The sequence below is a fragment of the Pseudomonas sp. H11T01 genome (assembly GCF_048515765.1).
Taxonomy (GTDB): domain Bacteria; phylum Pseudomonadota; class Gammaproteobacteria; order Pseudomonadales; family Pseudomonadaceae; genus Aquipseudomonas.
Genome location: NZ_JBLYED010000002.1, coordinates 1 through 26,193 on the forward strand (window position 1 = coordinate 1; position 26,193 = coordinate 26,193).

Here is a 26,193-nt window from a genome sequence, read left to right on the forward strand (position 1 = left end):
CATTTTGCCTCGGGCTTCCTTCAGATTCGCAGTCACCCGCGACACCCTTGCCTCTGGCTAACACTTCCCCTTGCCGGGTGTGTAGAGGACTTTCACCTCCAAGTCACCAGCGTGGCCACCACAGCCAGACTGGTTGCGCTTACGCGCAACGCGCCATGCCTGGCGCACCCACAAAGAGGCCGCCAGGAAGGCGGCCTACGGGATCCACTGTATTTATTCACCACGACTCAATAGCTTGGTGACATGTCGTCTTTCTTCATCGTGTCCTTGCCCATGGAATCATTGGACATAGTGCCTTTTTTCATCGTGTCCTTCTTCATCGAGTCTTTAGACATAGTGCCTTTTTTCATTGTGTCCTTGCCCATGGAGTCATTGGACATGGTGCCTTTTTTCATCGTGTCCTTCTTCATGGCGTCTTTGGACATGGTGTCCTTGCTCATGCTGTCGTTGTACAGGGTATCGGCGGCATACACGCTGGCTGCGCCAAGTGCCAGACACATGGAGAGTACGGCAGTCGTTAACTTTTTCATGATGTGACTCCTTGAAGCACAGATTGCGAATGAACGCAGCCAGGGCTGCGCGGTTAGGTTTGTCAGGAATTATGTAGGCCTACACATCCCTAAATCCTCACGTAAAGTTAAATTAAACGTGATAACTCGTTTGCTCAGAGATACTGCAAATGACTCCCGGAATCTGTCCGATATACGATCAATGTACCAACGTGCAGCATTCACGCTGCTGCTGGATCGGCGGACACTTCACCGAGCCGAACGAACAGAACACACAGCAGTCGCCCGCGTTAGGGCGCAACAGCGTCTTGCAGTTGCTGCATTCATAGTAAAACTGACAAGCGTTCGTAGGCATGGTTTCCAGCTTCGCAAAACCGCATTGCGGGCAGGTCAGCACAGACTCAAGAACGACGGTTTTCATTAAAACCTCACTTATGGACGGTCGAGGGATAACCTGCGTTCGTGGTTGCCTCTGTCAGGGCTTCGGGCTGGGACTGGTCAGCGTCATACATGACGGTGGCTGTCTTCTTGTCGAAATCGACCTTGATCGCGCTCACTCCGGGGACTTTTTCCAGCGCCTTTTTTACCGTGATCGGGCACAGCTCACACGTCATGTTCTGTACGTCGAGCGTGACCGCCTGGGGAGTCGCAGCCAGCACTGTGAAGGGAATGGCGGTAAGCATGGCCATGAGTAATTTGCGCATGGGGGACTCCTACTAGTAGAACAGTGGGGCCACTGACGGTACGGCGAGTAGACCGAGCAACAGTGTGGCTATGATCCAGAACGTGAGCCGCTGCCGCTTGATGGTTCGAGCGTCGGCGCAGGGCGTACCCGGTGCGCAGACTTGTGGCGCCACATAGAGCTTGCGCAAGGCCAGGCCAAGGAACAGCAGCGTCAGCCCAATAAATAGGGGCCGGTAGGGTTCCATTGCTGTCAGGTTTCCTACCCACGCTCCGCCGATGCCGAGTGCTAGCAATATGAGGGGGCCAACACAGCACACCGACGCGCCGATAGCCGCTAGTACGCCCGCGATCAACGAGCCTTTCCCGGTGAGTTGCATCCTATTCACGCCTTAAATCTGATTGCCCATCTATCATTCTAGATCCTGTACTTAGGTACGGAGTCAAGGAGCGGTAAACGGCTTATAGACGGCGGGTGATAAATTTCGCCAACGTCAGCTTCGGCCAATAGTCTTTCCCGGTAATCCGTGAAGAACCAAAAAAAAGGCCGCTCCCTGCCAAAGGAACGGCCCAGAAAAACGCAGATATTTTATCGGTCGGTCAACGCGTCGCCGAAGCCCCCTGCCCTCCTGCCGGAAGTCCTCTTACTTCGCCGTAATCACCGACAACCTGGTAATCCCCGCCCGTTCGATCGAGGCCATAGCCCGGGCCACTTCGCCATAATTCACCCCGTTGTCGGCCTGCAGTTGCACGCGCACGTCGGGGGTTTTCGCCTTGGCGGCTTGCAGGTTGAATTCAAGCAGATCCGGCTGAATCTCGTTTTTATTGATGAACACTTTGCCTTGACCATCGATGCTCACCACCAGGGGATCTTTCTGTTCCACTGGCGCCACCGATTCGGTCTTCGGCAGGTTGATCGCAATCGCGTTAGTCAGCAGCGGCGCGGTGACGATGAACACCACCAGCAGCACCAACATGACGTCCACCAATGGCGTAACGTTGATCTCGCTGAGCACTTCATCGCTGTCTTGTGTGGAAAATGCCATCTCAGGACGCCTCCTTGACTTTCTGTCCGGCGACGGTGGCGCCGGACTTGCTCAGCACCGGGTGCAGAAGCACGCGGAACGAATGCTTCTGCGCCAGGCTGTAGAAGTCGTGGGCGAAGTCTTCCAGGTCGGCGGCGGTCAGTTTCAGTCTACGCAGGAAGTAGTTGTAAACCAGCACGGCAGGCACCGCGACGGCGATCCCGACACCGGTTGCGACCAGCGCGGCACCGATCGGCCCGGCCACGGTTTCCAGGCTCGCCGAGCCCGCCGCACTGATGCCTTTCAAGGCCGACATGATCCCCCAAACGGTCCCAAAAAGACCAATGAAGGGCGAGGTGCTGCCAATGCTCGCGAGGATGGCCAGGCCGGTTTCCAGCGAGCGACGTTCACGCACAATCTGCTGACGCAAGGCGCGCTCGAGACGGTCCTGATGGTTGATCGACTGGCTGAGGTCGGTGCTCTGATGGTCAGCGACCTGAATGGCCGCATAACCGGCGAGCGCGACGCGGGCTGCTGCGCCGGGTTGGCTGTTGGCGAATTCGGCGGCCGAGTCGAGGCTTGAGGCGGCCCAGAACTGTTTATGGAATGTGCGATCCTGGGTCTTGAGCCGGGTGAACTGCACACCCTTCAGCAACGCCAAGCCCCAGGTTGCAACGGAGAAAAGGATCAACAGCCAGATGACGGTGTGTTCGATGGATTCGAAGGGGGATGCGATCAGGTTCATGGTCAGGCTCTCCAACAAGGCATTAGATCGGTTGTAGCGATGCGCCTTTTGTCAGGTGGCCCGCGGTGTATATCGATAAGGTTGAGTTACTTGATTTTGAAGTCGATGGGCACGCTGACCCAACCGTCCTGGGCGACATCGCCCTGCTTGGCCGGCACGAAACTCCACCGTTTGACCGCGGCCAGTGCCGCGTCGTCGAGTTGATCGCGTCCACTGCTTTTCTGGATCTGGATGTCACTCGGTTTACCGCTGGCCAAGACATGCACCCGTAACAACACCGTGCCTTCCCAGCCGCGACGCATCGCCAACGATGGGTATTGCGGTGCCGGGTTATGCAAGTAGCCGGCGCTGGCAGAAGCAGGTGTCACCGGTTTCGGTGCGGGCGGTGCCGCAGGAGCTGGCGAGGCGACCGGTTGTGGTGGCGCGGGTGGCGCCGGTGCCTGCTCCACGGGCTTGGCGACGGGTTTTGGAACCGGTTTAGCCACGGGCTTTGGCTTGGGCAGAGGTTTGGGGGGTGGTGGCTTCACGGCCAGCTCATCTTCAACCGGCGGTGGCGGTTCGACCACTGGCTGTGGAATCGGCTCGGGCGGTGGGGGTTCCACTACGGGTGGCGCTGGTTGCGAGAACTCGATGGTCATCGGCGGGATCTCCGGTGGTACCACTGGCAGTGCCGGCGGCGGTGTCTGGTTGACCCAGACAATCACCGCTCCGTGCAGCACCAGCGCGAACACCCCCAGCAAGATCACTTCGCGACGACTCAAGACACGCTTGGGCGTGCGGTGCAGACGCGACAGTGCCAAGGGCTCACGAAAGGCCCGGCCAAGGTCGAGCAGCTCGCCGTGGGGTACCGGGTGCCGGAACACCTCTCGGGCACTTGCGGCGCTCTGGACATTGCCCATTGATTGACTCCTGTAACTGTTCAGATTTATGTCGAGGTTCAGGCCGAATTACTGCGCAGGCTTCGATTGAGTCAACGTCAACGGCGTCAGGGAAAACACTTGCGTATCAGTCAGTTTTTCGACATCGATTCGATGGGGAAAAATCTTCTTTTCCACGAACAAGTCATCGACTTGCTGCAACGCCTGGACATCCCGCGGCTCGACCGGCAGCAGCGACTCATCGCCCCAACTGCGCAGTCGCTCTGAGACTTCAAGCGGAATATCGTTGACCTTGGCAAAGACCCGAGCGTACTCGTCGGGATGTTGCCGGGCCCACTCGAACGCCTTGGCGAAGCGCTGCAACACGTCGTTGACCGCCTTGCGCTTGAGCGGATCGGTGAGGACTTCGTCAGAGGCGGTGATGAACGTCAGCCCGGTGTTGATGCCCTCGCCGCTGATCAGAACCCGCGCGCCCTTCTGCTCGGCGAATGCCTGATACACGCCGAACGTCGCCCAGGCTTCGATCTTGCCGGCGTTGAATGCCGGCAAGGCATCGGTGGGCAGCACAAAACCGACCTTGACCTCCTTCTCATCGACCCCGGCATTGGCCAGCGCGCGAATCAGCAGGTACTGCGAAATGCTGCCGCGGGCGGAAGACACCACCACATTGCGTCCTTTCAAATCAGCGACGCTCTGAATATCCGAATCCTTCGGCACCAGAATGGCGATGCCACGAGCGCCACTGCGCCGCACGGCGACGATCCGCAAAGGTGTGCCTCCGGTCGCCGCCGCGAGCACCGGAGTATCTCCGGCCGGCCCCAGATCGACCGCACCGGCGCGCAGCGCTTCAAACAACGGCGCAGCACCCTGAAAATTCGCCCACTCGACCTTATAGCCAATGCCCTCGAAGGCCTTCGCCGCCTCGACCACCGTGCGCAAACCCTTGGCTTGATCACCCAGCACCAGCGTGACGCTGGACACGTCCGCCTTGGCTCTGGGCAGAGCGTTCGACTCGACAGAATCACCGCAACCACTGAGCATCAGCGCGGTGCCAGACAACAGCAGGATCGTACGTTTCCAGGCGCGAATCGGCATATCGGAACATCCCTGTATCAGAAGAATCGGAACTGGCATCAGCCGTGGGCAAAACGCCGGACATTACTGTTTGAGGTGTCTCGTGCAGCCCCGACTACCCGGGCATCGGTTTCCACTTCAACACCCAACAGGCTCAGCAAGCGTGCACGGATGGCCTGAAAACCTTCCTGACCGGTGTCTCGAGCGCGTGGCAGGTCGATAGACAATTGTTCGGCGATTTTGCCGTTGGCCAGCACGATGACCCGATCGGCCAACAGGACGGCTTCATCGACGTCATGGGTGACCAAGAGCACAGCCGGATTGTGTTTGCGCCATAACTCGATGATCAGCCGATGCATACGAATCCGTGTCAACGCATCCAGAGCGGCAAACGGTTCGTCGAGCAGCAACAGCTTGGGCTCGCGCACCAGGCCGCGGGCCAGTGCCACCCGCTGCGCTTCGCCGCCGGAGAGCGTGGCCGGGTAGGCTTCAAGCCGATGGGCCAGCCCCACTTCGGTGAGGGCCTGGACCGCGCGCGCTTTGGCGTCGGGGATGTGCAAGCCGAGAATCACATTCTTCCAGGCACGCTTCCAGGGCATCAGCCGTGGCTCCTGAAACACCGCGGCCCGCGCCTTGGGCACCAGAAGCTGGCCACTGTCGATGCTGTCCAGTCCGGCCAGGCTGCGCAGTAACGTAGTCTTACCCGAACCACTGGCCCCGAGCAGCGCGACGAACTCACCCGGTGCGATGTCCAGATCCAGGCCGTCGATGACTCGCTGTTGACCGAACTGACGCACGACATTACGAAGTTGCACGGGCGCAGATGAGTGCAGGGTTTTCGGCGCTTCTAAAAGGTCGATGTTCGACATGTCAGTTCCTCACAAAAGATGGGCGCCAGGCCAGGGCATAACGCTCCAGCGTGCGGATCAGTCCGTCGATCAATAGGCCCAGGACGCTGTAAATCAGCAGGCAGATAACGATCACGTCGGTGCGCATGAAGTCCCGGGCATCACTGGCCAGATAGCCAATGCCCGCAGTGGTGTTGATTTGCTCGACGAACACCAGTGCCAGCCAGGAAATCCCCAGCGAGTAACGCAAGCCGACAAAGAACGAGGGCAAGGAGCCCGGCAAGATCACATGCCAGATCAACTCGCGACGATTCAGGCCCAGGGTGTTGGCGGCCTCGATCAATTTTGGGTCGATATTGCGAATCCCGGAAAACAGGTTCAGGTACACCGGGAAGGTCGTACCGGTCACGATCAGCGCGATCTTGGTGAACTCGCCGATGCCGAACCAAAGGATGAACAACGGCACCAGCGCCAATGAAGGAATGGTTCGCAGCATCTGCATCGGCGAATCGAGTATCACCTCGCCGCGCTTCGACAGGCCGGTGATCAGTGCTGCGACCACACCGACGCTGACGCCGATACTCAAGCCCAACAGTGCTCGCTGGAGTGACACCAGCAAATGCTTGCCCAGCTCCCCGGAAGCGATCATCGCCCACAGCGTGCCGCCAATCTGCGACGGTGCAGCGATGATCCGTTGCGGGATAAACCCTAGTTGGGAAGCCAATTCCCACAGCAGCAACAGTGCGATGGGACTGAGCAACCGCAGCAGCACCTCAGGCGTGCGCCAATTGCGCAACCCGTCGGGGATCAACCTCGACGCACCGTGCACATTACCTGTGAGGCGAGCGGCCTTATCGACGGAAAACGAGCTTGCGGCGCCCTGCGTATCGAAAGTCTTTTCGGTCATTAGGCATCCTTCCTCATAAAGAACATGGCCGGAGGTGCCATGCGTCAGCTTAGATTTCATGCTATTCGCATAAAAAACGTCAGTGAAATTCTTTTTTGGAATAACCTAATATGAATAAAAAATTACTACATTGATTGATAAAATAAATTATTTGCATAATAAACTTAGAACAAAACGGCATTTCACAGGCCCCGCCTATCCGCCTACTTTCGACACACCAGACCGACCCCATGCCAGGTGGAGGCTTGAATTGCGCCTACCTCAAACCTGAAAAGGAACTCGTCATGAGCATTGAATTCATCGGTTATATCGGCGGCCACCCTGCCTCGGAGATCCACCCTCGCAGCGGCCCGGTCTTGCAACCCGAGTACGTCGAAAAAGTCGCCCGGGCTCACGATGAGGCGGGTTTCGACCGAGCGTTGGTGGCCTTCCACTCCAACAGCCCGGACAGCACGTTGATTGCCTCACATGCCGCCAGCGTGACAAAAAATCTGAAATTCCTCATCGCCCACCGACCGGGCTTCGCCGCGCCGACGTTGGCCGCACGCCAGTTCGCCACCCTCGATGTGTTCAACGGTGGACGCACGGCGGTGCACATCATTACCGGCGGCGATGACCGGGAACTGCGCGCCGACGGCAGTTACATCGGCAAGGACGAGCGCTATGCCCGTACCGACGAATACCTCGATGTGCTGCGCCAGGAATGGACCAGCGAAAAACCCTTCGACTATCAGGGCAAGTATTACCAGGTCGAGGGTGCGCACTCGGCGGTGAAATCCCCGCAACAGCCGCAGATCCCGTTGTACTTTGGCGGCTCATCAAAGGCGGCCATCGAAGTGGCCGGCAAGCATGCGGATGTCTATGCGCTGTGGGGCGAAACCTACGAGCAAGTGCGCGAAGTGGTGAATCAGGTACGCGCCGAGGCGGCCAAGCATGGCCGCAGCATTCGCTTCAGCCTGTCGCTGCGGCCGATTCTGGGGGACACCGAAGAACACGCCTGGGCCCGTGCCGAGAGCATTCTGCAGCAGGCCACTGCCCTCGCCGAGCAGAACGGCTTCATCCGCCGCGAACCACCGAACGAAGGTTCTCGGCGTCTATTGGCGGCGGCAGCCCAAGGCTCACGTCTGGATAAACGACTGTGGACCGGCATCGCCGGTTTGCTGGGCGCGCAAGGCAACTCGACCTCGCTGGTCGGCACCCCGGAACAAGTGGCCGAAGCCCTCCTCGACTATTACGACCTGGGCATCACCACCTTCCTGATTCGCGGCTTCGACCCACTGGAAGACGCCATCGACTACGGCAAACGCCTGATCCCGTTGACGCGGGAATTGGTGGCCGAACGCGAACGGCAAGCGGCGGAAAAAGTGGCGTGACGGATAAGAGGGAATAGTTTTAATGATCGTTCCCACGCTCCCGCGTGGGAATGCAGCCCGTGACGCTCCGCGTCACTGCCGAAGCGGACGCGGAGCGTCCAGTGAGGCGTTCCCACGCAGAGCGTGGGAACGATCAATAAGGGGGGCGAACCTGTTTGGTACGCCCCCCTTATAAAATAGTTCTGGTAGGTGTTGGCCTGCTTCAATTATATGAATATATGGATCCATATATTTTTTTGCCTTGTCTCTCTAATCTTCCGCTCTGAATATGTTTAAACGAGGCAAACAACAGTGCCCGGAAGAACATCTCAATTCATCGGCAAACTAAAACCATAGATCAGCAGATCCTTGACAGCCGTCGAGAGCAGAATTACCGTCGGACACTTGAAACCTCAACAAACGCTGGGCTTTGAATGAGCTAACCGCCTGATATTGAAGGCCATATGCCCTCATCCATGGCAGACTTCAACTGGCTTACCGCAGCAGTTTCAATAGGTAAATAAGTAATAAACTACGCCCTGCTTATTATCTAACACCACTCAAAAGACAGGACAACATTCCTGCGCACCTGACAAAAACTTTCAAACCATCGCTGGGTCAGAGTCATTATCGCCCACCGAACGAACGGCGATTTCAACTTGAGTTCCACCTGCCTTTTGCCCTGTACCGTCATGGGTTCTATTACCTGACAACCGGGTCGGACCGGCCACGTGCCGAACTAAATCATTGCTCTTTCAAGGAGTGTTGAACGATGGCTGAGACTCGCATAAAGCGCTTTTCACTTTCCCTCCTGCCGCGACTGGTTGGATTCGGCGTCCTGGTATTCATTATCTGGCTGCTGTTTTCGACCCTGTTCATGCCCTTGATATCTTCATCCGCGACGCGGGCCGTGTTGAACGCGCCAGTGATTTTGTTGACGACGCCGATCGATGGTGTGGTCAGTTCGCTCACGGTCGAACCCGGAGCCAGCTTTGCCACAGGGCAAAAAATCGCCACCATCGAAAATCCGCGGGCCAACCAAGAGGCTTTGCTGACCTTGCAAACGCGCCGCTTGTCCCTGGAGCAGCAACTGTCTTCAGCGGCCAGCCAGGAGGAGCACGATCAGCAATTTCTCGACGCGCTGGAGAAAACCAGTCAGCAATATCAATCGGCATTCCATACCCGACAGCTCTATGCCCAGAAAGCCCTGAAAGCCGAAAACAGTGCCGCCAGTGTGCGCCTGGAAGACGCCCAGGAGACGGTCGATCGTAACCTCGAGCTGTTTCGCCAAGGCGCCATCAGCCAGGCCGCAGTGGCCTCCTCCAAGGCACAACTGGCATCACTGCAAGGCGCTGCCCAGTCAGTCAAGTCGCAACTGCAGATCAATGATGGTGACCTCAGCGCTGCCAGCAAAGAGGTGTATCTGGACCCTGAGCAGCTGCGCCTGTTCGAACTCAAGGCGCAAATAACCACCTTGCACTTGAGCCTGGCCAATCAGGCCAAGAATCGGGCGACACAACAACAGGAACTGGACAACCTCAATAACCTGATTGCCACCGAGCAAGACCGGATAAAGCTGATGACCGGGTACGACGTCATCGCCTATTCACCCGGCACCGTCCAGGAATTGGTGGCACCGCAAGGGACGCAGGTACGTGCGGGTGCGACATTGCTGCGCGCCACCAACTGCAATGAGAGTTCCGTGATTGCCGTGTTCCCGGAGCGACTGGCGAGCAAGATCGAACGCGATAGCGTTCTGCAGGTGAGTATCCGCGGCTTAAGCCACCCCCTGACCGCCAAGGTCGTGCAACTGCTGTCCAGCCCCTCGGACATTCAGGTCAGTAGCTATAGCGTTCCCTTTCCCTATGCCGAGCAGAACTCGGTCTACGTGGTCGGCGCCTTCGACAGCACTCTCACGAAAAGTCAGCGAGCAGCGGTCTGCAATCCTGGGCATTGGGTCACTGCCGAGGTCTCACGCTTATGATGACTTCCAGCTATGCCGGCAAGCGTTGGGTGCTGACACTCGGGTTCCTGGCAGCCGCTCATGGTGCGAGCCCGGCGCTGGCTGCGGACCCGATGCCACGCCTGGCCGAGACGACCTGCACAGTGCTCGACCAGGCGGTACAGGCACAAGCGGCAGGCCCGCTGTTATTGGCCAGCTATCCGCCACTGGCCGGTCAGCAGCCTGAAATCCTGGCCTTGCGCGGGGTCGCGTTCACTTACGATAACGCCTTGGCCAGCATCGCCCTGTTCGCCTGCGGCAAAGCGCAATCGGCACGCCGGATCGCGGATGCGCTGGCATACGCGACCGTGCACGACCCTGAATATCAGGACGGACGATTGCGCAACGCCTACGCTGCCGGCCCCCTCAAAAGCGGGCCAATCCCCCTGCCCGGCTACTGGAGCACACAACGCAACGCCTGGAATCAGGATGCGTACCAGATCAGTAGCGCCACCGGTAACCAAGCCTGGGGGGCACTGGCGTTATTGGAGGCCTATCGCCAAACCCGCGAGGCGCCTTATCTGGAGGCGGCCCGAAGGGTTCTGCGCTGGACCGAACAGAACACCTACGACAGTCAGCCTCCCGAAGGATTCATCGGCGGGTATTACGGCTATCCCCCGCAGCAAACCCGGCAGGGCTGGAAGTCCACCGAACACAATGCCGATCTGGCGGCTGCCTGGACGGCGCTTGATCAGCTGGTGCCGGATGAACATTCGGCGCGCCAGGCGAAGATTGCCCGCCAGTTCGTCTTCAGTCAGTGGGATGCCCGCGAAGGCCGCTTTCTGATCGGCACCCTGGACGACGGGAGAACACCCGAACGCGTGCGCTCAGGGCTGGACGCGCAGATCTGGCCGTTGATTGCCCTGCAGGATCCTCCCGCTGATTGGCAGCGGGTATTCAGCTTCATCGATCAGGCCCATCGTGCCGGGAGCGGCTACGGCTTCAAGCGCAATCCGGACGGTCTGTGGACCGAGGGAACGGCGCAGACCGCTGCGGTTGCTCGCCTCAGAGGATCCCCGGAAAAAGCGCAGCCGCTGTGGCCGGTTCTGGCCGCGCAGCAAGCCGCTGACGGCTGGCTGTTTGCGACACCCGAGGCACGCATCAGTACCGGACTGGCCATAGGTCCGGACTCCGTCATCGATGATTTTTTCTACTACCACCTGCCTCATTTGGGCGCCACTGCCTGGGCGGCGATCGCCGCAATCGGCATCAACCCTTTCACAGGTTCTCAAGAGGCGAACTGACATGCCTGCATTGGACTCGCTGCAACTGCTGCACATCAACGTCTGGACGCTGGCCATGGTCATCCTGTTCGGTTGCCTGACCCATCGCGACCAATGGGCGGCGCGGACCGCGTTTGGCGCGATGACCGGATTGCTGCTGATCAACTATGCCATCTGGCGGATCCACGACACCCTGCCTGACCCCCATGCCGGTTTTGCCGCGGTCTGGTCATACAGTTTTCTGTTCTTTGAATTGCTGGCGATCATTTACACGTTGTTTTCAATCATCGTGATGCTATGCCGCTCCGATCACCACGCCAGCGCCGATGCCGGGGAGCGCCGCCTGCGAGCGGCGGGTCAGCATGTGCCGGCGGTGGATGTGTTCATCGTGACCTATAACGAGGGACTCACTATCCTGGAAAAAACCATCGCCGCCGCACAAGCCATCGACTACCCCAATTTCGCTATCTGGGTGCTGGACGATACCCGGCGTGACTGGTTGCGCGACTATTGCACCGAAGTCGGTGTGCATTACGCACGTCGCGGGGACAATTCCCACGCCAAGGCAGGGAATCTCAATAATGGTTTACGGCAATCGGCGGCCAGGACCAATGCACCCTACATTCTGGTGCTGGACGCTGACTTCGCACCGCAGCAATCCATTCTGTTACGCACCTTGGGTCTGTTCGACGACCCTCGAGTCGGGTTGGTGCAGACACCGCAGTTTTACTACAACCCCGATCCAATCCAGCACAACCTCGGTTCCGCGACCTGCTGGGTGGACGAGCAGCGGGTATTCTTCGACGTCTACCAACCGGCGAAGGACAGCTGGGATTCCGCGTTCTGCGTCGGTACGTCGTTCGTCATCCGCCGTGACCTCATCACCGCGTTCGGCGGGTTTCCCACCGAGTCGATTTGCGAAGACATCAACACCACTTACCGATTGCTGCAACACGGCTATGTCACCCGCTGGTTGAACGAACGCTTGTCCATCGGTCTGTCGGCCGAGGGCTTGACCGAGTACATCAATCAGCGCGGGCGATGGTGCCTGGGTACGATTCAGGTCGCACTGCTCAAGGACGGTCCGTTGCGTGGCGAGGGCTATACGCTCAACGATCGTCTGCACTTTATGCACGGCCTGATGCACTGGGCCTCCAAGCCATTCATTTTGATGCTGCTGATTTCGCCGGTGCTGTATTGGTACTTCGGTATCGCCGGGTTTTATGCCACCCCTGTCGACTTTCTCGCCTATGGGATGCCCGCGCTGATTGCCTTCTGGGGTTACAGCACCTGGGTCACCGACCGGCGAACACTTCCGATTTTTACCGAAGTCACCCAGATCGTGGCATCGCTGGCGGTGACTGCGACCCTCATCAGCGCCATGATCCGCCCCTTCGGCCGGCCGTTCAAAGTGACGGCTAAAGGACTCGATCGCTCCAAGACTGTCGTTCACTGGAAGTTGTTCGGGTTCTTCTGTGCGCTGACAGTGCTTTCACAGATCGGCGCCTATACCGCCATCGCGACCGCAGCCTCGTTCGACGGCAACATGCTGTTCAATCTGTGCTGGACCGTGGTCGCATTGGTCTACAACCTCGCGACCCTGGTGGCCTGCGTCGACCGTCCCCGCCTGCACGGCGAAGAGCGATTCCCCTTCGACCACCCCGCCGGTTTGCGTATCGCCGGGGTGACCTTGCCGGGCCGATTGGTCAATCTTTCCATTAGCGGGGCCGCTTTCTCCTGCACGTTATCGAAGTCGATAAAACAGGGATTGCGCGGTGAGCTATGGGTCAACAAGGTGGGCTGGCTCGGGGTGGAAGTCATGCGCCACCCGCGCATTGACCAGTTGGGACTGCAATTCATCGACCTGAGCGATGCACGTCGTCATCGACTCATCACACGGCTGTTCAGCGATGCAACACCCAATATCGCCGGCAAGGCCAGGCCGTTGATGGCGTTCAATAGCCTGTTGCGCCGCTCGTTGCTGGGTGAAAAGGCAGCCAGACCGGTAGTGCCACAACGCGCCAGACAACCTTCCAGGCAGTCCATGCCTCGATTCAAACCCGCTAATGGCAGTTCGATAAAAAAGCCTGTGCCGCAAGTGTCCGGCCCTAACGGATCCGGCAGCAGGGGCAGCTTATTGTCACTCCTTTTATCCCAGCTGCGAGCATTGCTCAGCCAACGCCTGTAGGAGAGCCATCATGAACAAGTCCTTATCCACGACCTGCCTGGCATCCCTGCTCATGCTGAGCGGCTGCTCCATGGAGCCGACTTATGAACGGCCGGACGCCCCCATCGACCAACAATGGCCGCAATCCGCGTCAGCCGATTGTTGCAGCGCCAAGCAGGCATTCGAACAGGATTGGCGGGGCTTCATTCTTGACAACCGGCTCCGGCAATTGATCGAACTGGCCTTGAATAACAACCGCGGTTTGCGTCAGTTCGCGGCCAGCATGGAAGAAGCCAGAGCCGGTTATGCGGGAGCCCAAGCCAAGCTGTTTCCCGCTATTGGCATCGACACCTATGCCGGACGCAGCAAGATGCCATCAACGGTCAGGACGCCCACCGGAGGCGACAGCTCAGGCAGCGTGGCCAACACCTTTCAGGCCACCGCCGGTTTCACTTCATACGAGCTGGATCTGTTCGGCCGTATCCGCAGCGAAAAAAATTCGGCGAAGGCCCGTTTCGAAGCCTCCGAGGCGGACTACCAGACGGCCAGACTGGCGTTGATCGGTGAAGTCGCCAGTACCTGGCTGAGCCTGAAAGCCAACCAGAATCTGTTGGCGTTGGCACAAAGTACCTATGACTCGCAAAATCACTACGGACAGTTGTTGCGCACCAGTTACAACTATGGCTCTACCGCACGGATCGATGTCCACCAGGCCGATGCCCAAACCAACACCGCTGCGGTGCAGATCAACACCTATCGCATGCAGGTGGCGCAGGATATGAATGCGTTACGCGTGTTGGTGGGTCAACCCGTGCCCGCCCAACTGCTGCCGGAAGGCGAACTGGGCAAAAACCTTGCGACCGCCGATGTACCTGCAGGGCTACCCTCCTCGCTGATCGAGCGCAGGCCCGACATCATCGCGGCCGAAGCCCTGTTGCGAGCCGCCAACGCCGATATAGGCGCCGCGCGTAGCGCCTATTTCCCCAGACTGTCACTCACCTCTGCGCTGGGGAGTTTGTCTGGAGAGTTTGCCAATCTGATGAGCGGCCCGGCCGGATTATGGTCAGTCGCGGTAGCCGGCTCTTTGACGGTGTTCGATGGCGGAGCTCGACGCGCACAGGTGGATGCCAGCCATGCCCGTTACGATGGACAAACCGCCGCTTACGAAGGGACCGTGCAGAATGCCTTTCGCGAAGCGGCCAACGCCCTTAATGCGCGTCAGGAGATGCTGTCCCAGGTCGACAGTCAGAAACGCCTGGTCGTTGACTATCAAGAAGCCTGGCGCCAGTCTCGCCTTCGCTTCGAAGCGGGTCTGGACAGCTACTTCTCCACCATGGACGCCCAACGCTCGTTATTCACCGCGCAACAACAGTTGCTGGAAATGGAACTGGCGAGAGAAGTCAATCAGGTGAACCTGTACAAGGCCCTGGGTGGCGGTTGGAAGCCACCGTTGAAAGTCGCCATGTAAACAATCACTCTTTATAAGCCGTATCGCTGCGCTCCAGCTGTCGGATGAGTGCGTCCCAATGCCGTACAACGCCCGGCCCGTCGCCACTTTTGAAGACTTCTGCCTGTTTCTCGACCTTGGCCACGACGTCTGCCGGCGGGAAAATCAGCTCAGCGTTACCGCCGGCTTGTGCCGCAATCTGGATGTTGCAGGCGCGTTCCAGTCCATGCAGTTGCTGGAACGCGTGCTCGACACTGATACCCGCCGTCAGCAGTCCATGATTGCGCAGGATCAACACACTCTTGTCACCCAGGTCGGCGACCAGACGTTCACGCTCGTCCAGATCCAGGGCGACCCCTTCGTAGCCGTGGTACGCCACTCGACCCGAGAAGCCGATGGAGTGCTGGGAAATTGGCAAGAGTCCATCACGCTGGGCTGACACGGCAATGCCATCGCGGGTATGGGTATGCAATACCGCCTGCAGGTCGGGACGTGCGCCGTGGATCGCGCTGTGAATCACATAACCGGCGTAGTTGATACCGAGGCCCGTGGGGTCGTCGACAATGGTCCCGTCGATGTCCACTTTGACCAGATTGGAGGCGGTGATTTCATCGAACAGCAGGCCAAAGGCATTAATCAGAAAGTGTTCATGGGGCCCAGGCACTCGCGCGGAAAAATGCGTGTAGATGTGATCGGTCCATTTGAACAGAGCCGCCAGCCGATAGGCCGCGGCCAGTTTCACGCGTACTTCCCACTCTTCGGGGCTGACACGCTGGCGAACGTTTTTGGAGGGGCTGGATAACGGACTGACAGTGCTCACGGCAAAACTCCCTGGATGGCCTTAAAGATCTCCAGCAAGCCTATGCGAAGCAAAAAATTATTAAAAAGCACATTTTAATATAAGCTAATTATTAATTTTTTTTATCATGAGCAGCACCCGTCATCCGTTGATTTCTGCCCTGCATCCCTCAATCAAGCAGCGTTCTTGATCTTCTTCAACGAGCCCGCCACCAGTTTGCCAAAGGCGTCGACCGGGCCTTGCAGATTGCCGAGGAAATGCGGATAGATCAGCCACAGGTCCATCACCGGTTTGAAATCCTTGAGTGGCATGACGGCCAATTGATCGCGGTGAGCGCTACGCTCCAACAAGGGACGCGGCACCAGTCCAAGGCCCAGCCCGTCGGCTACCAGGCCCAACTGCAACTCGGTGCCGAAGGTTTCCAGATTGACTCGCAAGGCCAGCCCCTGGTCCGACAAGGTTCGCTGCAGCCCGGCACGGAAGCCACAGCCGTCAGGGTTTAGAATCCAGCCACTCTGGTAGCAGTCGGCGAGTTTGCAAGGGCGCTTGGGCAATTGGTCCTTGGCGCAGACCACGACCAACTCCATCTTGCCGATGGACTCACCGACGATGTTATCCGGGAAAATCTTGCCCGCCGGAAACAGCGCTGCCGCCGCATCCAGCTCACCTCGTTCGATTTTGCCGACCAATTGGCTGCCCCAGCCTGTCGCAACTTGTGCACGCAGTTCAGGGTATTCATTGCGCAGATGCTTGAGCGCATCGAGCAGCACCACATCGCCGATGGTTTGCGGGACGCCCAGGCGCAGCACGCCGGTGGGCGCAGCGTCTGTGGCCACCAATTCACGCAACGCATCCATTTCACGCAGGATCAAACGGCACTGTTCGTACACTCGCGTACCGATCACCGTCGGTTTGAGCGGCTTGGTATTGCGGTCGAACAGCTCGACTCCCAATGCCTGTTCAAAGTTTTGTACGCGCCGCGTAATCGCCGGCTGGGTCAACTGCAACGACTCGGCGGCATGGCTGATCGACTGGCAACGAATCACCTCTACAAAGGCATCGATATCATCAATTTTCATTTGGCCCTCACATAGAGAACAGTAATTAATATGTCTGAAAAGCATAGTTCCATTAAAGAGCGCTGGATAGTCCTGCACCACGAGGCGCGCTCTGCGCTGCACGCTAATAGCTTCTTTACTTGGCAGATCCGCCTATAAATTCCTTTCAGCTATATGCTAATAATTAAAAAATAGCATATTACAAAAAAACATTATGCTTAAATCAGGACATCACTTCCCAAAACGAACAACGGAAACGCCATGACCCAGGTCCGACACCCGGAGAGACTCAGAGCATTCATAGGCGCCCTGGCGGAACTGATCGACAGTAACCCGCGCGAGGGCGATCTGCTGCATCGTGGCGGCAAGCTGCTTGCACAGTTGGTCAGCCACGACGACTGGCTACCCGATGATTTTGCCCAACCCGACCCGCAACGCTATCAACAGTACCTGCTGCATGCCGATTCACGGCAACGCTTCAGCGTCGTCAGTTTTGTCTGGGGCCCGGGCCAAAGCACGCCGATCCATGACCATCGAATCTGGGGGTTGATTGGCATGCTGCGCGGGGCGGAGTACTCCCAGGGATTCGAGCGCAGCGCGGACGGCCAGTTAGTCCCGAACAGTCAAAAGGTGCGGTTGGAGCCGGGCCGGGTTGAAGCGGTTTCACCGCGCATCGGCGACATTCATCAGGTCAGTAACGCTTTTGATGATCAGGTCTCCATCAGCATCCATGTGTATGGCGCCAACATCGGTGCCGTGCGCCGCGCGGTGTACCAGACCGATGGCAGCGAGAAACTGTTTATTTCCGGTTATTCCAACGCCTTTCTCCCGAACATCTGGGATTTGTCCAAAGAGAGCCAAGACCTATGAGCACCCTACCGACGCGTTCCTTCGCTGACATTCGCCGGGCGCTGCTGGCCCATGAAGAACTGGCGCTGATCGATGTACGCGAAGAAGCGCCCTTCGCCGAAGCGCATCCGCTGTTCGCCGCCAACATCCCGCTGTCCAGGCTTGAGCTGGAGGTGTATTCACGTATCCCTCGGCGCGATACCGCCGTGACCATCTATGACAATGGCGAAGGCCTGGCGAGCATCGCCGCACACCGTTTGCAGACGCTGGGCTACGTCAATGTCAGCGTGCTGGAAGACGGTCTGAACGGTTGGCGCAAGGCCGGGGGTGAACTGTTCATCGACGTTAACGTACCGAGCAAAGCCTTCGGCGAGCTGGTGGAAAGCCAGCGCCATACCCCGTCGCTGGCTGCCGAGGAGGTCCAGGCGTTGCTCGATAGCGAAGCCGATGTGGTGGTGCTCGACGCACGACGTTTCGACGAATACCAGACCATGAGCATCCCCACCAGCATCAGCGTGCCGGGAGCAGAACTGGTGCTGCGTGCCCGTGAACTGGCACCGGACGCTAATACCCGAATCATCGTCAATTGCGCCGGGCGTACCCGCAGCATCATCGGCACCCAGTCGCTGATCAATGCCGGTATCGCCAATCCCGTTTCGGCCCTGCGCAACGGCACGATCGGCTGGACCCTGGCCGGTCAAACCCTGCAGCACGGTCAGGCACGTCGTTTCGCGCCGACCAGCGAACAGCATCGCGAGATCGCTGCCCGCGACGCTCGCCGGGTGGCCGACAAAGCTTTAGTGGGGCGCGCGACGCTGGCTGATCTGTTGCGCTGGCAGCAAGAGCCTGCGCGCAGTACTTACCTGTTCGACGTACGGACTCCGGAAGAATTCGAAGCCGGCCACCTGCCCACTGCACGTTCGACGCCGGGCGGACAACTGGTGCAGGAAACCGACCATTTCGCCAGCGTGCGCGGTGCCCGTCTGGTACTGGTCGACGACGATGGCGTACGCGCCAACATGTCGGCCTCCTGGCTCGCGCAACTGGGTTGGGAGGTGCACGTACTCGACGATCTGCAACCGGCGAACTTCAGCGAAAAAGGTACCTGGCAGGCTCCAGTCCCCGCGCCGCAGCAGGCCGAGGAAATCAGCCCCGAGACCCTGGCCGAATGGCTGACCCATGGCGACAGCGCGGTACTGGATTTCACCAGCAGCGCCAACTACGTCAAACGCCATATCCCCGGCGCATGGTGGGCGCTGCGTGGGCAACTGCGTGAGGCCTTGGCCAACGTACCCACTGCGCAACGCTATGTGCTGACGTGTGGCAGCAGTCAGTTGGCCCGGTTGGCCGTTGCCGACGTCGAAGCCCTGACCGGCAAACCGGTGTTCCTGCTCAAGGGCGGCACGGCCAGCTGGATTGCCGCGCACCTGCCGCTGGAAGAAGGCGAAAGCCATCTGGCCTCACCGCGTATCGACCGCTATCGCCGACCTTATGAAGGCACCGATAACCCGCGCGAAGCGATGCAAGCCTATCTGGATTGGGAGTTCGGGCTGGTGGACCAGCTTGCCCGCGACGGCACCCATGGCTTTTTCGTGATTTGAGCAACAAATAACTTCAAACACAGACCGACCCCTTCTCCAGGCGGAGGTACCACGAAGCACAAGAACCCGCCTGGAGTTTCCCATGTCACGAAAACGCCTGCTGTTGAGCCTCTTTTGCACCCTGGGCCTCGCTGCATCCAGCCAGGCTGCCGACCTGCAACCGCTACTGGTGGCTAATCAAAAGTCCACGATCAAAGTGCTGCTCCAGGTCTCTGGCGAGCTTGCGAACGTGCCCTACGAGATTCAGTTCTCCGAGTTTCCCGCTGCCGCGCCGTTGGGCGAAGCACTGAATGCCGGTGCAGTGGATATCGGCGCCTTGGGCGATGCGCCCTACGTGTTCGCCCTCGGGGCCGGCGCGCCGATCAAAGTCGTCAGCATCGTGCATGCCCAAGGCCGCTACACCACGGCCATCCTCGCGCCCAAGGATTCGGCACTGAACAGCGCCAGCGACCTGAAGGGCAAGCGGATCGTCACCACTCGCGGCTCCATCGGACACTTTCTGGCGATCAAGGCCTTGCGCAGCGTCGGCCTGAGCACCCACGACGTGCAGTTCATCTACCTGCTGCCCAGCGAGTCGCGAATTCTGCTGGATAACGGCAGCGCCGACGCCTGGTCGACCTGGGATCCCTATACCACCATTTCCACCACCCAGAGTCAGGCCAAGGTGCTGATCAGCGGTGACACCTTGCTGACCAACCATTTGTACCTGGCCGCCACAAGCCAGGCCATCGCCGGCAAACGCCAACAACTCGAAGATTTCATCGCCCGGGTCGACCGCGCCTACCGCTGGACCAACAGCCATCCCGAGGAGTATGCCGCCGCCCAGGCGCAAGTCACGGGCTTGCCGCTGGCCGTGCACGTCGCGGTGGCCAAAGGCACGCAAATGCAGCCCGTGGAGATTGACGACAAGGTGATCAGCGGCCTGCAAACCACCGCCGACATCTATCAAGAGGAAGGCATTCTCAGCAAACACATCGACGTATCCCAAGGCTTCGACAAGAGTTTCAACGCCAAGCGCGCCCAACTTAACCAAGCATCCCGATAACGATGGGACTGATTCAGGAGTAGCACCATGAGCAAACAACGCCAACTGAAACTCGGGGCGATGGTCCATGGCGTCGGCCATGGCTGGGGCGAATGGCGCCACCCGCAGGCGCTGGCCAATGCCAGCGTGAACTTCGACTTTTATCAGCAGCAGGCACACTTGGCCGAGGCCGCGAAGTTCGACTTTGTGTTTATCGCCGACAGCCTGCATATCCATGAGAAATCCAGCCCGCACTACCTCAACCGCTTCGAACCACTGACCATCCTCTCGGCCCTGGCCGCGACCACCCGACACATTGGTCTGGTGGCGACCGTCACCGTCAGCTACACCGAACCCTTCCAGGTCGCCCGCCAGTTCGCTTCGCTGGACCATATCAGCGGTGGTCGCGCCGGGTGGAACGTGGTGACTTCCTGGCTCAGCGGCACAGCCGACAACTTCGGCAAGAGCGAACACCCACCCCACGCCGTGCGTTACCGCATCGCCAAGGAGCATGTGAAGGTGGTCAAGGGCTTGTGGGATTCCTGGGAAGACGACGCCTTTGCCTATGACAAGCAACGCGGGGAGTTTTTCACCCCCGGTAAATTGCACGCCCTGGAGCACAAGGGTGAATTCTTCTCGGTGAAAGGTCCGCTCAATATCGCCCGTTCGCAGCAGGGTCAACCGGTGATCTTTCAAGCGGGCACCTCGGAGGACGGGCGTAACTTTGCCGCCGAAAACTCTGATGCCATTTTCGTCAGCCCCGAGACCTTCGACGAAGCGCGCGCCTACTATCAGGACCTGAAAAACCGCGCCAGCGGGTTTGGTCGGGATGCGCAAAACCTGTCGATCCTGCCGGGCATCCGGCCGATCGTCGGGCGCGATGAGGCCGAGGTTGAAAGCCGGTATCAGCAAGCCGTCGAGTTGGTGACCATCGAGGATGCGATTGTCGCCCTGGGTCGTCCGTTCAATGACCACGACTTCAGTCAGCACCCACTGGATGCACCGTTCCCCGAGCTGGGCGATCTGGGTTCCAATAGTCAGAAAGGCGGGTCGGACCGGATCAAGCAACTGGCCAAAGACGAAGCTTTGACCTTGCGTGAAGTCGCCCTGCGTTTCTCCCGGCCACGGCGCGATTTCGTCGGCACACCCGAGCAGGTCGCCGATGCCATTCAGACGTGGTTCGAGGAAGGCGCCGCTGACGGTTTCATCATCAATTCATTGTTGCCGGACGGCCTGCAGTATTTCACCGAGCTCGTGGTGCCAGTCCTGCAACAGCGCGGCCTGTTTCGCAACGAGTACAGCGGCACTACCTTGCGCGACAACCTCGGCCTGGAAGTACCGGCCAATCGCTACGCGCACACGGCTAACAACACTCAAGAAAAAAGCGAGGCACTGGCATGAGCGAATCCCTCAACCGCTTGCTGGCGGACTTGCATGCAGAACGCCTGGCGACCTGGGAGCCTGTGGCCTTGCAGGTCAACATCGATCAGCGCCAACGTCTGGTGAATGAAGCCAAGGTCGACGACTTCGTCAAAGCCGGTGACACCCTTGAGCCCTTTACCCTGCTCAAGGTCGAAGGAGGCAGCCTGAGCCGCGACGCGCTGCTCGCTGACGGCCCGGCGGTGCTGATTTTCTTCCGCTTCGCCGGTTGCCCGGCCTGCAACATCGCCCTGCCCTATTACCAGCGCCGGCTCTATGCGCAGCTGCATGCCCTGGGTGTGCCGCTGGTGGCGGTGAGCCCGCAGGTGCCGGAACGTCTGGTGGAGATCAAGACTCGCCACAACCTTGAACTGCAAGTGGCCAGCGACCCGGACAATCGCCTCGGTCGGCGACTGGGCATTCTCTACAGCTTCGATGAAGCCTCACGCAAGGCCGCGCTGGCCAAGGGCAATGGCATCGGTGAAACCACCGGCACCGGTACCTGGGAGTTGCCGCAACCGACCGTGGTGGTGATTGCCAAAGACGGCACGGTGGCCTTCGCCGACGTCAGCCCTGACTGGCTGGTGCGCACCGAAGCCGAGCCGGTATTGCGTGTTGTCGAACAGCTGCTGGGGCAAACACCCTTGCAAGTCGCCATCTGACAAGAGCCTGACCATGATGAAAAAAAACCTGCCGGGATCGTTCAATCGTCGCGACTTCCTGACGGCCAGTTCGGTCGCGCTCGGGGTGTTGGGTTTGTCCTCTCTGGGCTTGAGCTCTCGGGCCTTTGCCCTGGAAAAAAACCTGTCCGACCTGACCCTTGGCGTCGCCACCTACAAGGGCCAGGACTCGTATTTCACCGACGAAGCCGGCACCTCCAGTCGCCCTTACAAAGTCGACTATGCGGAATTCGCCGGTGGCAATCTGATCGTCGAAGCACTGGCCTCGGGGAGCCTGGACATTGGTTCAATGAGCGAGATTCCACCGATTTTCTCGATCCAGAGTCATCGCCAGCCACGGCTCATCGCGGTGTTGCAAGGTGACGTGAACAATCAGGTGTTCCTGATTCCCAAGGACTCGAAAGTCGAGTCGGTCGAGCAATTGCGCGGCAAACGGGTCGGTTATGTGCGCTCCACCACCTCGCATTACTTTCTGATCAAGGCGCTGAAGGAACAGGGCCTGACCATGAACGACATTACGGCGGTGGCGCTCACACCCCAGGACGGCTTCAGTGCCTTCCAGAGCGGTCAGCTCGATGCGTGGGTGATTTATGGCGTGTTTATCCAGCTGGCGAAATTCCGCAGTGGCGCCCGCGTGCTGAAAACCGCGCAGGGGTACTTGTCCGGCAACTACCTGATGGCCGCGCGACCTGCCGCACTGGAGGATCCGCTGCGCAAGCAGGCGATCCAGGACTACCTGCAACGGCAAACCCGCACGCTGCAATGGATCAACGACAACCCCGAGCCCTGGGCAACCAAATCGGCGCAGTTGCTGGGCGTCGACAAAGCGGTGTTTCTCGACGTGTACAACAGCCGCAGCCAACCCTACAAGGTCATCGAAGTCAACGATCAGGCCATCGCCTCTCAGCAGGAAGTCGCTGATGTGTTCTTCGATGCCGGGGTGTTGAGCGAGCGGCTCGATGTCAGCCCATTGTGGGACAAAAGCTTTCGGCTGCTGCCGGTGTGAGGCAGACGCATATCGATATGGACCAGGTTTTCCCTAATTCCGGTCGAGCGCAAAACCTGTGGGAGCGGGCTTGCCCGCGAAGCGACCACCGCGGTTTTTCAGGCACTGCGCGTAATCGTTCTTCGCGGGCAAGCCCGCTCCCACGGAGTCTGCACCTTAACTGGCAGGTATTAAGGCAAGCCCCCCTTGCCACAATTGATCGTCAAAACATCGACTCTCACCTTTTTTATCGAGTGAATTCCCCATGAGTCTTTCTTCTCAACATCCCCCCCTGCTGCGATCGGTCGAGGCGGCCCATTTCGAGGCATTGCTCGAACGCATCAGCGAACAACTGGCCGCCAATGCACACGTGTATGACGAGAACGGCGCGTTCCCGTGGGACAATTTCACGTTGCTGCAGGAGCACGGTCTGGTCGCACTGACAGTGCCCAAGGCGCTTGGCGGTGGCGGCGCGAACCTGGTGCAAGCGCGCAAGGCCATCAGTGCAATAGCCAAAGGTGAACCTTCAACGGCATTGATTCTGGTCATGCAGTACATCCAGCATGCACGCCTGCAAGACAGTCGCAGCTGGCCCGAGGCGTTGCGTTTGCAGATTGCTCAAGACGCCGTCCAACACGGTGCATTGATCAACGCCTTGCGGGTCGAGCCCGATCTTGGCACGCCAGCTCGCGGCGGCCTGCCGGGAACCGTGGCACAGCGCACCGCCGAGGGTTGGCGGATCAGCGGCAGAAAAATCTACTCCACCGGTAGCCACGGCCTGAGCTGGTTCAGTGTCTGGGCGCGCAGCGACGACGAAGACCCGTTGGTCGGTGCCTGGCTGGTGCACAAGGACACCCCCGGCATCAGCATCATCGAGGATTGGGACCATCTCGGCATGCGCGCCACCTGCAGCCATGAGGTGGTTTTCCACGACGTACTGGTGCCGCTGGAACATGCGGTCAGCGTCAGCCCCTGGAGCGCTCCGCAACCCGAACTCGATGGTGATGGCTATCTGTGGATGTCGGTGTTGCTGTCTTCGGTCTACGACGGGGTTGCTCAAGCTGCTCGTGACTGGCTGGTGGGCTGGCTGGAACAGCGCAAGCCGTCCAACCTCGGTGCGTCGCTATCAACCCTGCCGCGCTTTCAGGAAGCCGTCGGGCACATCGACACCCTGCTGTTCGCCAACCGCAGCCTGCTCGACGCCGCCGCTGAGGGGCACACGCCAGCGAGTAACGCGGCGCAACTGAAATTCCTGGTGACCGGCAACGCCATCCGCGCCGTCGAGCTGGCCATCGAGGCTAGCGGCAATCCCGGCCTGTCACGCAAAAATCCACTGCAACGGCACTACCGCGATGTGCTCTGCAGTCGCGTTCACACGCCCCAGAACGATGCCGTTCTGCAAGGTGTCGGCAAAGCCGTCTTCGCCCAACGTCAGCAAGGAGCACGCCATTGAGCCAGCCAAGAAATCAGCCACTGCGTCAGATAATAATCGCCAGTCAGCTGGATGAAGACTTCAATGAGGTTATCCGCCAGCGCCTTGCGCAAACGCACCCTGAGGCCCGGGTGCTCAGCGTACCGGCTGGCGTCCCCAGCGACTTACCGGCTGAAGTCGGCATTCTGTTGGCGCGGCCGATCAACGTCCGTGGCTATCAGGCCCCGGACACGCCACCGCCGGGCTGGCCCTATGGTTTGAAGTGGATTCAAGTGGTGTCCTCGGGCATCGACTTCTACCCACAGTGGCTGTTCGACGGCCCGCCGGTGAGCACCTCTCGCGGCAGCGCCGCCGAAAACATCGCCGAGTTCGCCCTGGCGGCCATCTTCGCCGCCGCCAAGCGGCTACCGGACATTTGGGTGCATGACGCGCAATGGAACTTCAGCGCGCTGACGCCGCTCAAGGGCACCACCCTGGGGATTCTTGGCTTTGGTGCCATTGGCCGCAGTCTGGCGACCAAAGCCCACGCCCTGGGTATCAATGTGCTGGCGCTGCGTCAGAGTCAGACGCCGTTCGAGGTTGAAGGCGTTGAAGCGGCACGGGATATTCACCAACTGTTCGCTCAGTCCGATCACCTGGTGCTGGCCGCGCCATTGACCCGCGACACCCGGCATATCGTCGACAGTGCCGTGCTCGCCAGCGCCAAACCCGGTCTGCACCTGATCAACATCGCCCGTGGTGGTCTGCTCGACCATGGGGCCTTGCTTGAGGCGCTGGAGACCGGAAGTATCGGCCTGGCCTCGCTGGACGTCACCGAGCCCGAACCACTGCCGGACGGACACCCCCTCTATTCCCATCCACGGGTACGCCTGTCGCCGCATACCTCGGCGATCTCCAGCAACAGCCGCCATGAGATTGCCGACAGTTTCCTGGCCAATCTCGAGCGCTTTCTCAACGGCCTGACACCCGAGAATCTGGCGGACGTACAGCGCGGGTATTAGGACAACCCAACGCCCCCACCCCCGAGTGATCGTTCCCACGCTCCGCGTGGTAACGCCTCCCTGGACGCTCTGCGTCCGCTCTGAATGTGACGCAGAGCGTCACGGGCTGCATTCCCACGCAGAGCGTGGGAACGATCAACAGACAAACCCCTCCCCCGCGTAGCGCCCTTCCTCAGAGCCACAAACAAAATCAGCTTTACGCATTTAATTTTAAAACTAAATGCCATTTTTTAATAATTACCTTATAACTATTCAGACTTTTACAGCGCCCGCTTATACAAATATTGTTACAACCATCACCGACCCCTGACCAGGTGGAGGCCCACGGAACTGCACGTTTTTCCGGCCGACACCACTCCACGGTCAACAGCAACACCCAAACCCAAAACAGGCTCAAGCCGCCACTGCCATGGCTTTAAAACCATGGCCCCGGCAACGCTTTGCCCAAAAAAATAACGACGCCAATGCAGCACTTACACACCTGGGG

The 26,193-nt window shown here is 59.2% G+C and carries 25 protein-coding genes; 13 read left to right on the top strand and 12 right to left on the bottom strand.

The features are described 5' to 3' along the window. Nucleotides 1-227: 227 nt before the first annotated feature. The 10 genes from ACN1C3_RS02590 to ACN1C3_RS02635 all read right to left on the bottom strand — a co-directional run bounded on the left by ACN1C3_RS02590 (nucleotide 228) and on the right by ACN1C3_RS02635 (nucleotide 6,667). Entirely contained in the window at nucleotides 228-530 is a 303-nt protein-coding gene (locus ACN1C3_RS02590; protein ID WP_419114228.1) for a pentapeptide MXKDX repeat protein, read from the bottom strand. Nucleotides 531-708: 178 nt separating this feature from the next. After that, nucleotides 709-930 (bottom strand): GDCCVxC domain-containing (seleno)protein, encoded by a 222-nt coding sequence (locus ACN1C3_RS02595; protein WP_419114229.1) that lies wholly within the window; start codon nucleotides 928-930, stop codon nucleotides 709-711. Between the two features lie 7 nt (nucleotides 931-937). After that, nucleotides 938-1,213 (bottom strand): mercury resistance system periplasmic binding protein MerP, encoded by a 276-nt coding sequence (gene merP / locus ACN1C3_RS02600; RefSeq protein WP_419114230.1) that lies wholly within the window; start codon nucleotides 1,211-1,213, stop codon nucleotides 938-940. Between the two features lie 12 nt (nucleotides 1,214-1,225). Then, complete coding sequence (locus ACN1C3_RS02605; protein WP_419114570.1) at nucleotides 1,226-1,570, bottom strand: mercuric transporter MerT family protein; 345 nt, start codon at nucleotides 1,568-1,570, stop codon at nucleotides 1,226-1,228. A gap of 264 nt (nucleotides 1,571-1,834) precedes the next feature. After that, nucleotides 1,835-2,236: an ExbD/TolR family protein gene (locus tag ACN1C3_RS02610; RefSeq protein ID WP_419114231.1), complete on the bottom strand. Its 402-nt coding sequence runs from the start codon at nucleotides 2,234-2,236 to the stop codon at nucleotides 1,835-1,837. Between the two features lies 1 nt (nucleotide 2,237). Further along, nucleotides 2,238-2,960 carry a MotA/TolQ/ExbB proton channel family protein gene (locus ACN1C3_RS02615; RefSeq protein ID WP_419114232.1) on the bottom strand — a complete coding sequence of 241 codons (723 nt, stop codon included), beginning with the start codon at nucleotides 2,958-2,960 and terminating at the stop codon, nucleotides 2,238-2,240. A gap of 86 nt (nucleotides 2,961-3,046) precedes the next feature. Then, entirely contained in the window at nucleotides 3,047-3,859 is an 813-nt protein-coding gene (locus tag ACN1C3_RS02620; RefSeq protein ID WP_419114233.1) for an energy transducer TonB, read from the bottom strand. A 48-nt stretch (nucleotides 3,860-3,907) separates the two neighbouring features. Next, the gene (locus ACN1C3_RS02625; protein WP_419114234.1) at nucleotides 3,908-4,933 is read right to left on the bottom strand and encodes an ABC transporter substrate-binding protein; all 1,026 of its coding nucleotides are present in this window, start codon (nucleotides 4,931-4,933) and stop codon (nucleotides 3,908-3,910) included. A 38-nt stretch (nucleotides 4,934-4,971) separates the two neighbouring features. Then, on the bottom strand, nucleotides 4,972-5,781 hold the full coding sequence (locus ACN1C3_RS02630; RefSeq protein ID WP_419114235.1) for an ABC transporter ATP-binding protein: 810 nt from the start codon (nucleotides 5,779-5,781) through the stop codon (nucleotides 4,972-4,974). A 1-nt stretch (nucleotide 5,782) separates the two neighbouring features. After that, on the bottom strand, nucleotides 5,783-6,667 hold the full coding sequence (locus tag ACN1C3_RS02635) for an ABC transporter permease (protein WP_419114236.1): 885 nt from the start codon (nucleotides 6,665-6,667) through the stop codon (nucleotides 5,783-5,785). Between the two features lie 284 nt (nucleotides 6,668-6,951). Here ACN1C3_RS02635 and ACN1C3_RS02640 point away from each other — a divergent pair, with 284 nt between their 5' ends. The 5 genes from ACN1C3_RS02640 (at nucleotide 6,952) to ACN1C3_RS02660 (ending at nucleotide 14,879) form a co-directional block, all read left to right on the top strand. Further along, entirely contained in the window at nucleotides 6,952-8,040 is a 1,089-nt protein-coding gene (locus tag ACN1C3_RS02640; protein WP_419114237.1) for an LLM class flavin-dependent oxidoreductase, read from the top strand. A 751-nt stretch (nucleotides 8,041-8,791) separates the two neighbouring features. Further along, nucleotides 8,792-10,003, top strand: coding sequence for an HlyD family secretion protein (locus tag ACN1C3_RS02645; protein ID WP_419114238.1), 1,212 nt, complete (start codon nucleotides 8,792-8,794; stop codon nucleotides 10,001-10,003). Continuing rightward, entirely contained in the window at nucleotides 10,000-11,265 is a 1,266-nt protein-coding gene (locus ACN1C3_RS02650) for a hypothetical protein (protein ID WP_419114239.1), read from the top strand. The genes ACN1C3_RS02645 and ACN1C3_RS02650 overlap by 4 nt, the downstream gene beginning before the upstream one ends. Nucleotide 11,266: 1 nt before the next feature. Further along, the gene (locus ACN1C3_RS02655; RefSeq protein WP_419114240.1) at nucleotides 11,267-13,432 is read left to right on the top strand and encodes a glycosyltransferase; all 2,166 of its coding nucleotides are present in this window, start codon (nucleotides 11,267-11,269) and stop codon (nucleotides 13,430-13,432) included. Nucleotides 13,433-13,442: 10 nt separating this feature from the next. Next, a complete protein-coding gene (locus tag ACN1C3_RS02660; protein ID WP_419114241.1) occupies nucleotides 13,443-14,879 on the top strand; it encodes an efflux transporter outer membrane subunit in 1,437 nt (478 codons plus the stop codon). A 4-nt stretch (nucleotides 14,880-14,883) separates the two neighbouring features. On the opposite strand, the gene ACN1C3_RS02665 is transcribed toward ACN1C3_RS02660, so the two are convergent. Beyond that, nucleotides 14,884-15,678 carry a class II aldolase/adducin family protein gene (locus tag ACN1C3_RS02665; protein ID WP_419114242.1) on the bottom strand — a complete coding sequence of 265 codons (795 nt, stop codon included), beginning with the start codon at nucleotides 15,676-15,678 and terminating at the stop codon, nucleotides 14,884-14,886. Nucleotides 15,679-15,830: 152 nt separating this feature from the next. Further along, nucleotides 15,831-16,736, bottom strand: a complete 906-nt coding sequence (locus tag ACN1C3_RS02670; RefSeq protein WP_419114243.1) for a LysR family transcriptional regulator — start codon at nucleotides 16,734-16,736, stop codon at nucleotides 15,831-15,833. Nucleotides 16,737-16,976: 240 nt separating this feature from the next. On the opposite strand from ACN1C3_RS02670, the gene ACN1C3_RS02675 reads away from it, so the two are divergent. The 8 genes from ACN1C3_RS02675 to ACN1C3_RS02710 all read left to right on the top strand — a co-directional run bounded on the left by ACN1C3_RS02675 (nucleotide 16,977) and on the right by ACN1C3_RS02710 (nucleotide 25,706). Beyond that, the gene (locus tag ACN1C3_RS02675) at nucleotides 16,977-17,585 is read left to right on the top strand and encodes a cysteine dioxygenase (RefSeq protein ID WP_419114244.1); all 609 of its coding nucleotides are present in this window, start codon (nucleotides 16,977-16,979) and stop codon (nucleotides 17,583-17,585) included. After that, nucleotides 17,582-19,165: a rhodanese homology domain-containing protein gene (locus ACN1C3_RS02680; protein WP_419114245.1), complete on the top strand. Its 1,584-nt coding sequence runs from the start codon at nucleotides 17,582-17,584 to the stop codon at nucleotides 19,163-19,165. Before ACN1C3_RS02675 ends, ACN1C3_RS02680 begins: the two co-directional genes overlap by 4 nt. A gap of 82 nt (nucleotides 19,166-19,247) precedes the next feature. After that, entirely contained in the window at nucleotides 19,248-20,210 is a 963-nt protein-coding gene (locus ACN1C3_RS02685; RefSeq protein ID WP_419114246.1) for an ABC transporter substrate-binding protein, read from the top strand. Nucleotides 20,211-20,237: 27 nt separating this feature from the next. Beyond that, a complete protein-coding gene (locus tag ACN1C3_RS02690; RefSeq protein WP_419114247.1) occupies nucleotides 20,238-21,590 on the top strand; it encodes an LLM class flavin-dependent oxidoreductase in 1,353 nt (450 codons plus the stop codon). Next, nucleotides 21,587-22,270: a peroxiredoxin-like family protein gene (locus ACN1C3_RS02695; protein ID WP_419114248.1), complete on the top strand. Its 684-nt coding sequence runs from the start codon at nucleotides 21,587-21,589 to the stop codon at nucleotides 22,268-22,270. The genes ACN1C3_RS02690 and ACN1C3_RS02695 overlap by 4 nt, the downstream gene beginning before the upstream one ends. A 13-nt stretch (nucleotides 22,271-22,283) precedes the next feature. After that, the gene (locus ACN1C3_RS02700; protein WP_419114249.1) at nucleotides 22,284-23,294 is read left to right on the top strand and encodes an ABC transporter substrate-binding protein; all 1,011 of its coding nucleotides are present in this window, start codon (nucleotides 22,284-22,286) and stop codon (nucleotides 23,292-23,294) included. A 244-nt stretch (nucleotides 23,295-23,538) separates the two neighbouring features. Further along, nucleotides 23,539-24,726 (top strand): acyl-CoA dehydrogenase family protein, encoded by a 1,188-nt coding sequence (locus tag ACN1C3_RS02705; protein WP_419114250.1) that lies wholly within the window; start codon nucleotides 23,539-23,541, stop codon nucleotides 24,724-24,726. A 20-nt stretch (nucleotides 24,727-24,746) separates the two neighbouring features. After that, complete coding sequence (locus tag ACN1C3_RS02710) at nucleotides 24,747-25,706, top strand: D-isomer specific 2-hydroxyacid dehydrogenase family protein (protein ID WP_419114571.1); 960 nt, start codon at nucleotides 24,747-24,749, stop codon at nucleotides 25,704-25,706. The last annotated feature ends 487 nt before the right edge of the window (nucleotides 25,707-26,193 follow it).

Bases quoted from the DNA above. Each gene is read 5' to 3' on its own strand.
- ACN1C3_RS02650 (WP_419114239.1), top strand. From the start codon at position 10,000: ATGATGACTTCCAGCTATGCCGGCAAGCGTTGGGTGCTGACACTCGGG.
- ACN1C3_RS02590 (WP_419114228.1), bottom strand. From the start codon at position 530: ATGAAAAAGTTAACGACTGCCGTACTCTCCATGTGTCTGGCACTTGGC.
- ACN1C3_RS02610 (WP_419114231.1), bottom strand. From the start codon at position 2,236: ATGGCATTTTCCACACAAGACAGCGATGAAGTGCTCAGCGAGATCAAC.
- ACN1C3_RS02595 (WP_419114229.1), bottom strand. From the start codon at position 930: ATGAAAACCGTCGTTCTTGAGTCTGTGCTGACCTGCCCGCAATGCGGT.
- ACN1C3_RS02700 (WP_419114249.1), top strand. From the start codon at position 22,284: ATGATGAAAAAAAACCTGCCGGGATCGTTCAATCGTCGCGACTTCCTG.
- ACN1C3_RS02640 (WP_419114237.1), top strand. From the start codon at position 6,952: ATGAGCATTGAATTCATCGGTTATATCGGCGGCCACCCTGCCTCGGAG.
- ACN1C3_RS02605 (WP_419114570.1), bottom strand. From the start codon at position 1,570: ATGCAACTCACCGGGAAAGGCTCGTTGATCGCGGGCGTACTAGCGGCT.
- ACN1C3_RS02635 (WP_419114236.1), bottom strand. From the start codon at position 6,667: ATGACCGAAAAGACTTTCGATACGCAGGGCGCCGCAAGCTCGTTTTCC.
- ACN1C3_RS02655 (WP_419114240.1), top strand. From the start codon at position 11,267: ATGCCTGCATTGGACTCGCTGCAACTGCTGCACATCAACGTCTGGACG.
- merP (WP_419114230.1), bottom strand. From the start codon at position 1,213: ATGCGCAAATTACTCATGGCCATGCTTACCGCCATTCCCTTCACAGTG.
- ACN1C3_RS02675 (WP_419114244.1), top strand. From the start codon at position 16,977: ATGACCCAGGTCCGACACCCGGAGAGACTCAGAGCATTCATAGGCGCC.
- ACN1C3_RS02625 (WP_419114234.1), bottom strand. From the start codon at position 4,933: ATGCCGATTCGCGCCTGGAAACGTACGATCCTGCTGTTGTCTGGCACC.
- ACN1C3_RS02645 (WP_419114238.1), top strand. From the start codon at position 8,792: ATGGCTGAGACTCGCATAAAGCGCTTTTCACTTTCCCTCCTGCCGCGA.
- ACN1C3_RS02620 (WP_419114233.1), bottom strand. From the start codon at position 3,859: ATGGGCAATGTCCAGAGCGCCGCAAGTGCCCGAGAGGTGTTCCGGCAC.
- ACN1C3_RS02670 (WP_419114243.1), bottom strand. From the start codon at position 16,736: ATGAAAATTGATGATATCGATGCCTTTGTAGAGGTGATTCGTTGCCAG.
- ACN1C3_RS02690 (WP_419114247.1), top strand. From the start codon at position 20,238: ATGAGCAAACAACGCCAACTGAAACTCGGGGCGATGGTCCATGGCGTC.
- ACN1C3_RS02630 (WP_419114235.1), bottom strand. From the start codon at position 5,781: ATGTCGAACATCGACCTTTTAGAAGCGCCGAAAACCCTGCACTCATCT.
- ACN1C3_RS02695 (WP_419114248.1), top strand. From the start codon at position 21,587: ATGAGCGAATCCCTCAACCGCTTGCTGGCGGACTTGCATGCAGAACGC.
- ACN1C3_RS02680 (WP_419114245.1), top strand. From the start codon at position 17,582: ATGAGCACCCTACCGACGCGTTCCTTCGCTGACATTCGCCGGGCGCTG.
- ACN1C3_RS02685 (WP_419114246.1), top strand. From the start codon at position 19,248: ATGTCACGAAAACGCCTGCTGTTGAGCCTCTTTTGCACCCTGGGCCTC.
- ACN1C3_RS02615 (WP_419114232.1), bottom strand. From the start codon at position 2,960: ATGAACCTGATCGCATCCCCCTTCGAATCCATCGAACACACCGTCATC.
- ACN1C3_RS02705 (WP_419114250.1), top strand. From the start codon at position 23,539: ATGAGTCTTTCTTCTCAACATCCCCCCCTGCTGCGATCGGTCGAGGCG.
- ACN1C3_RS02660 (WP_419114241.1), top strand. From the start codon at position 13,443: ATGAACAAGTCCTTATCCACGACCTGCCTGGCATCCCTGCTCATGCTG.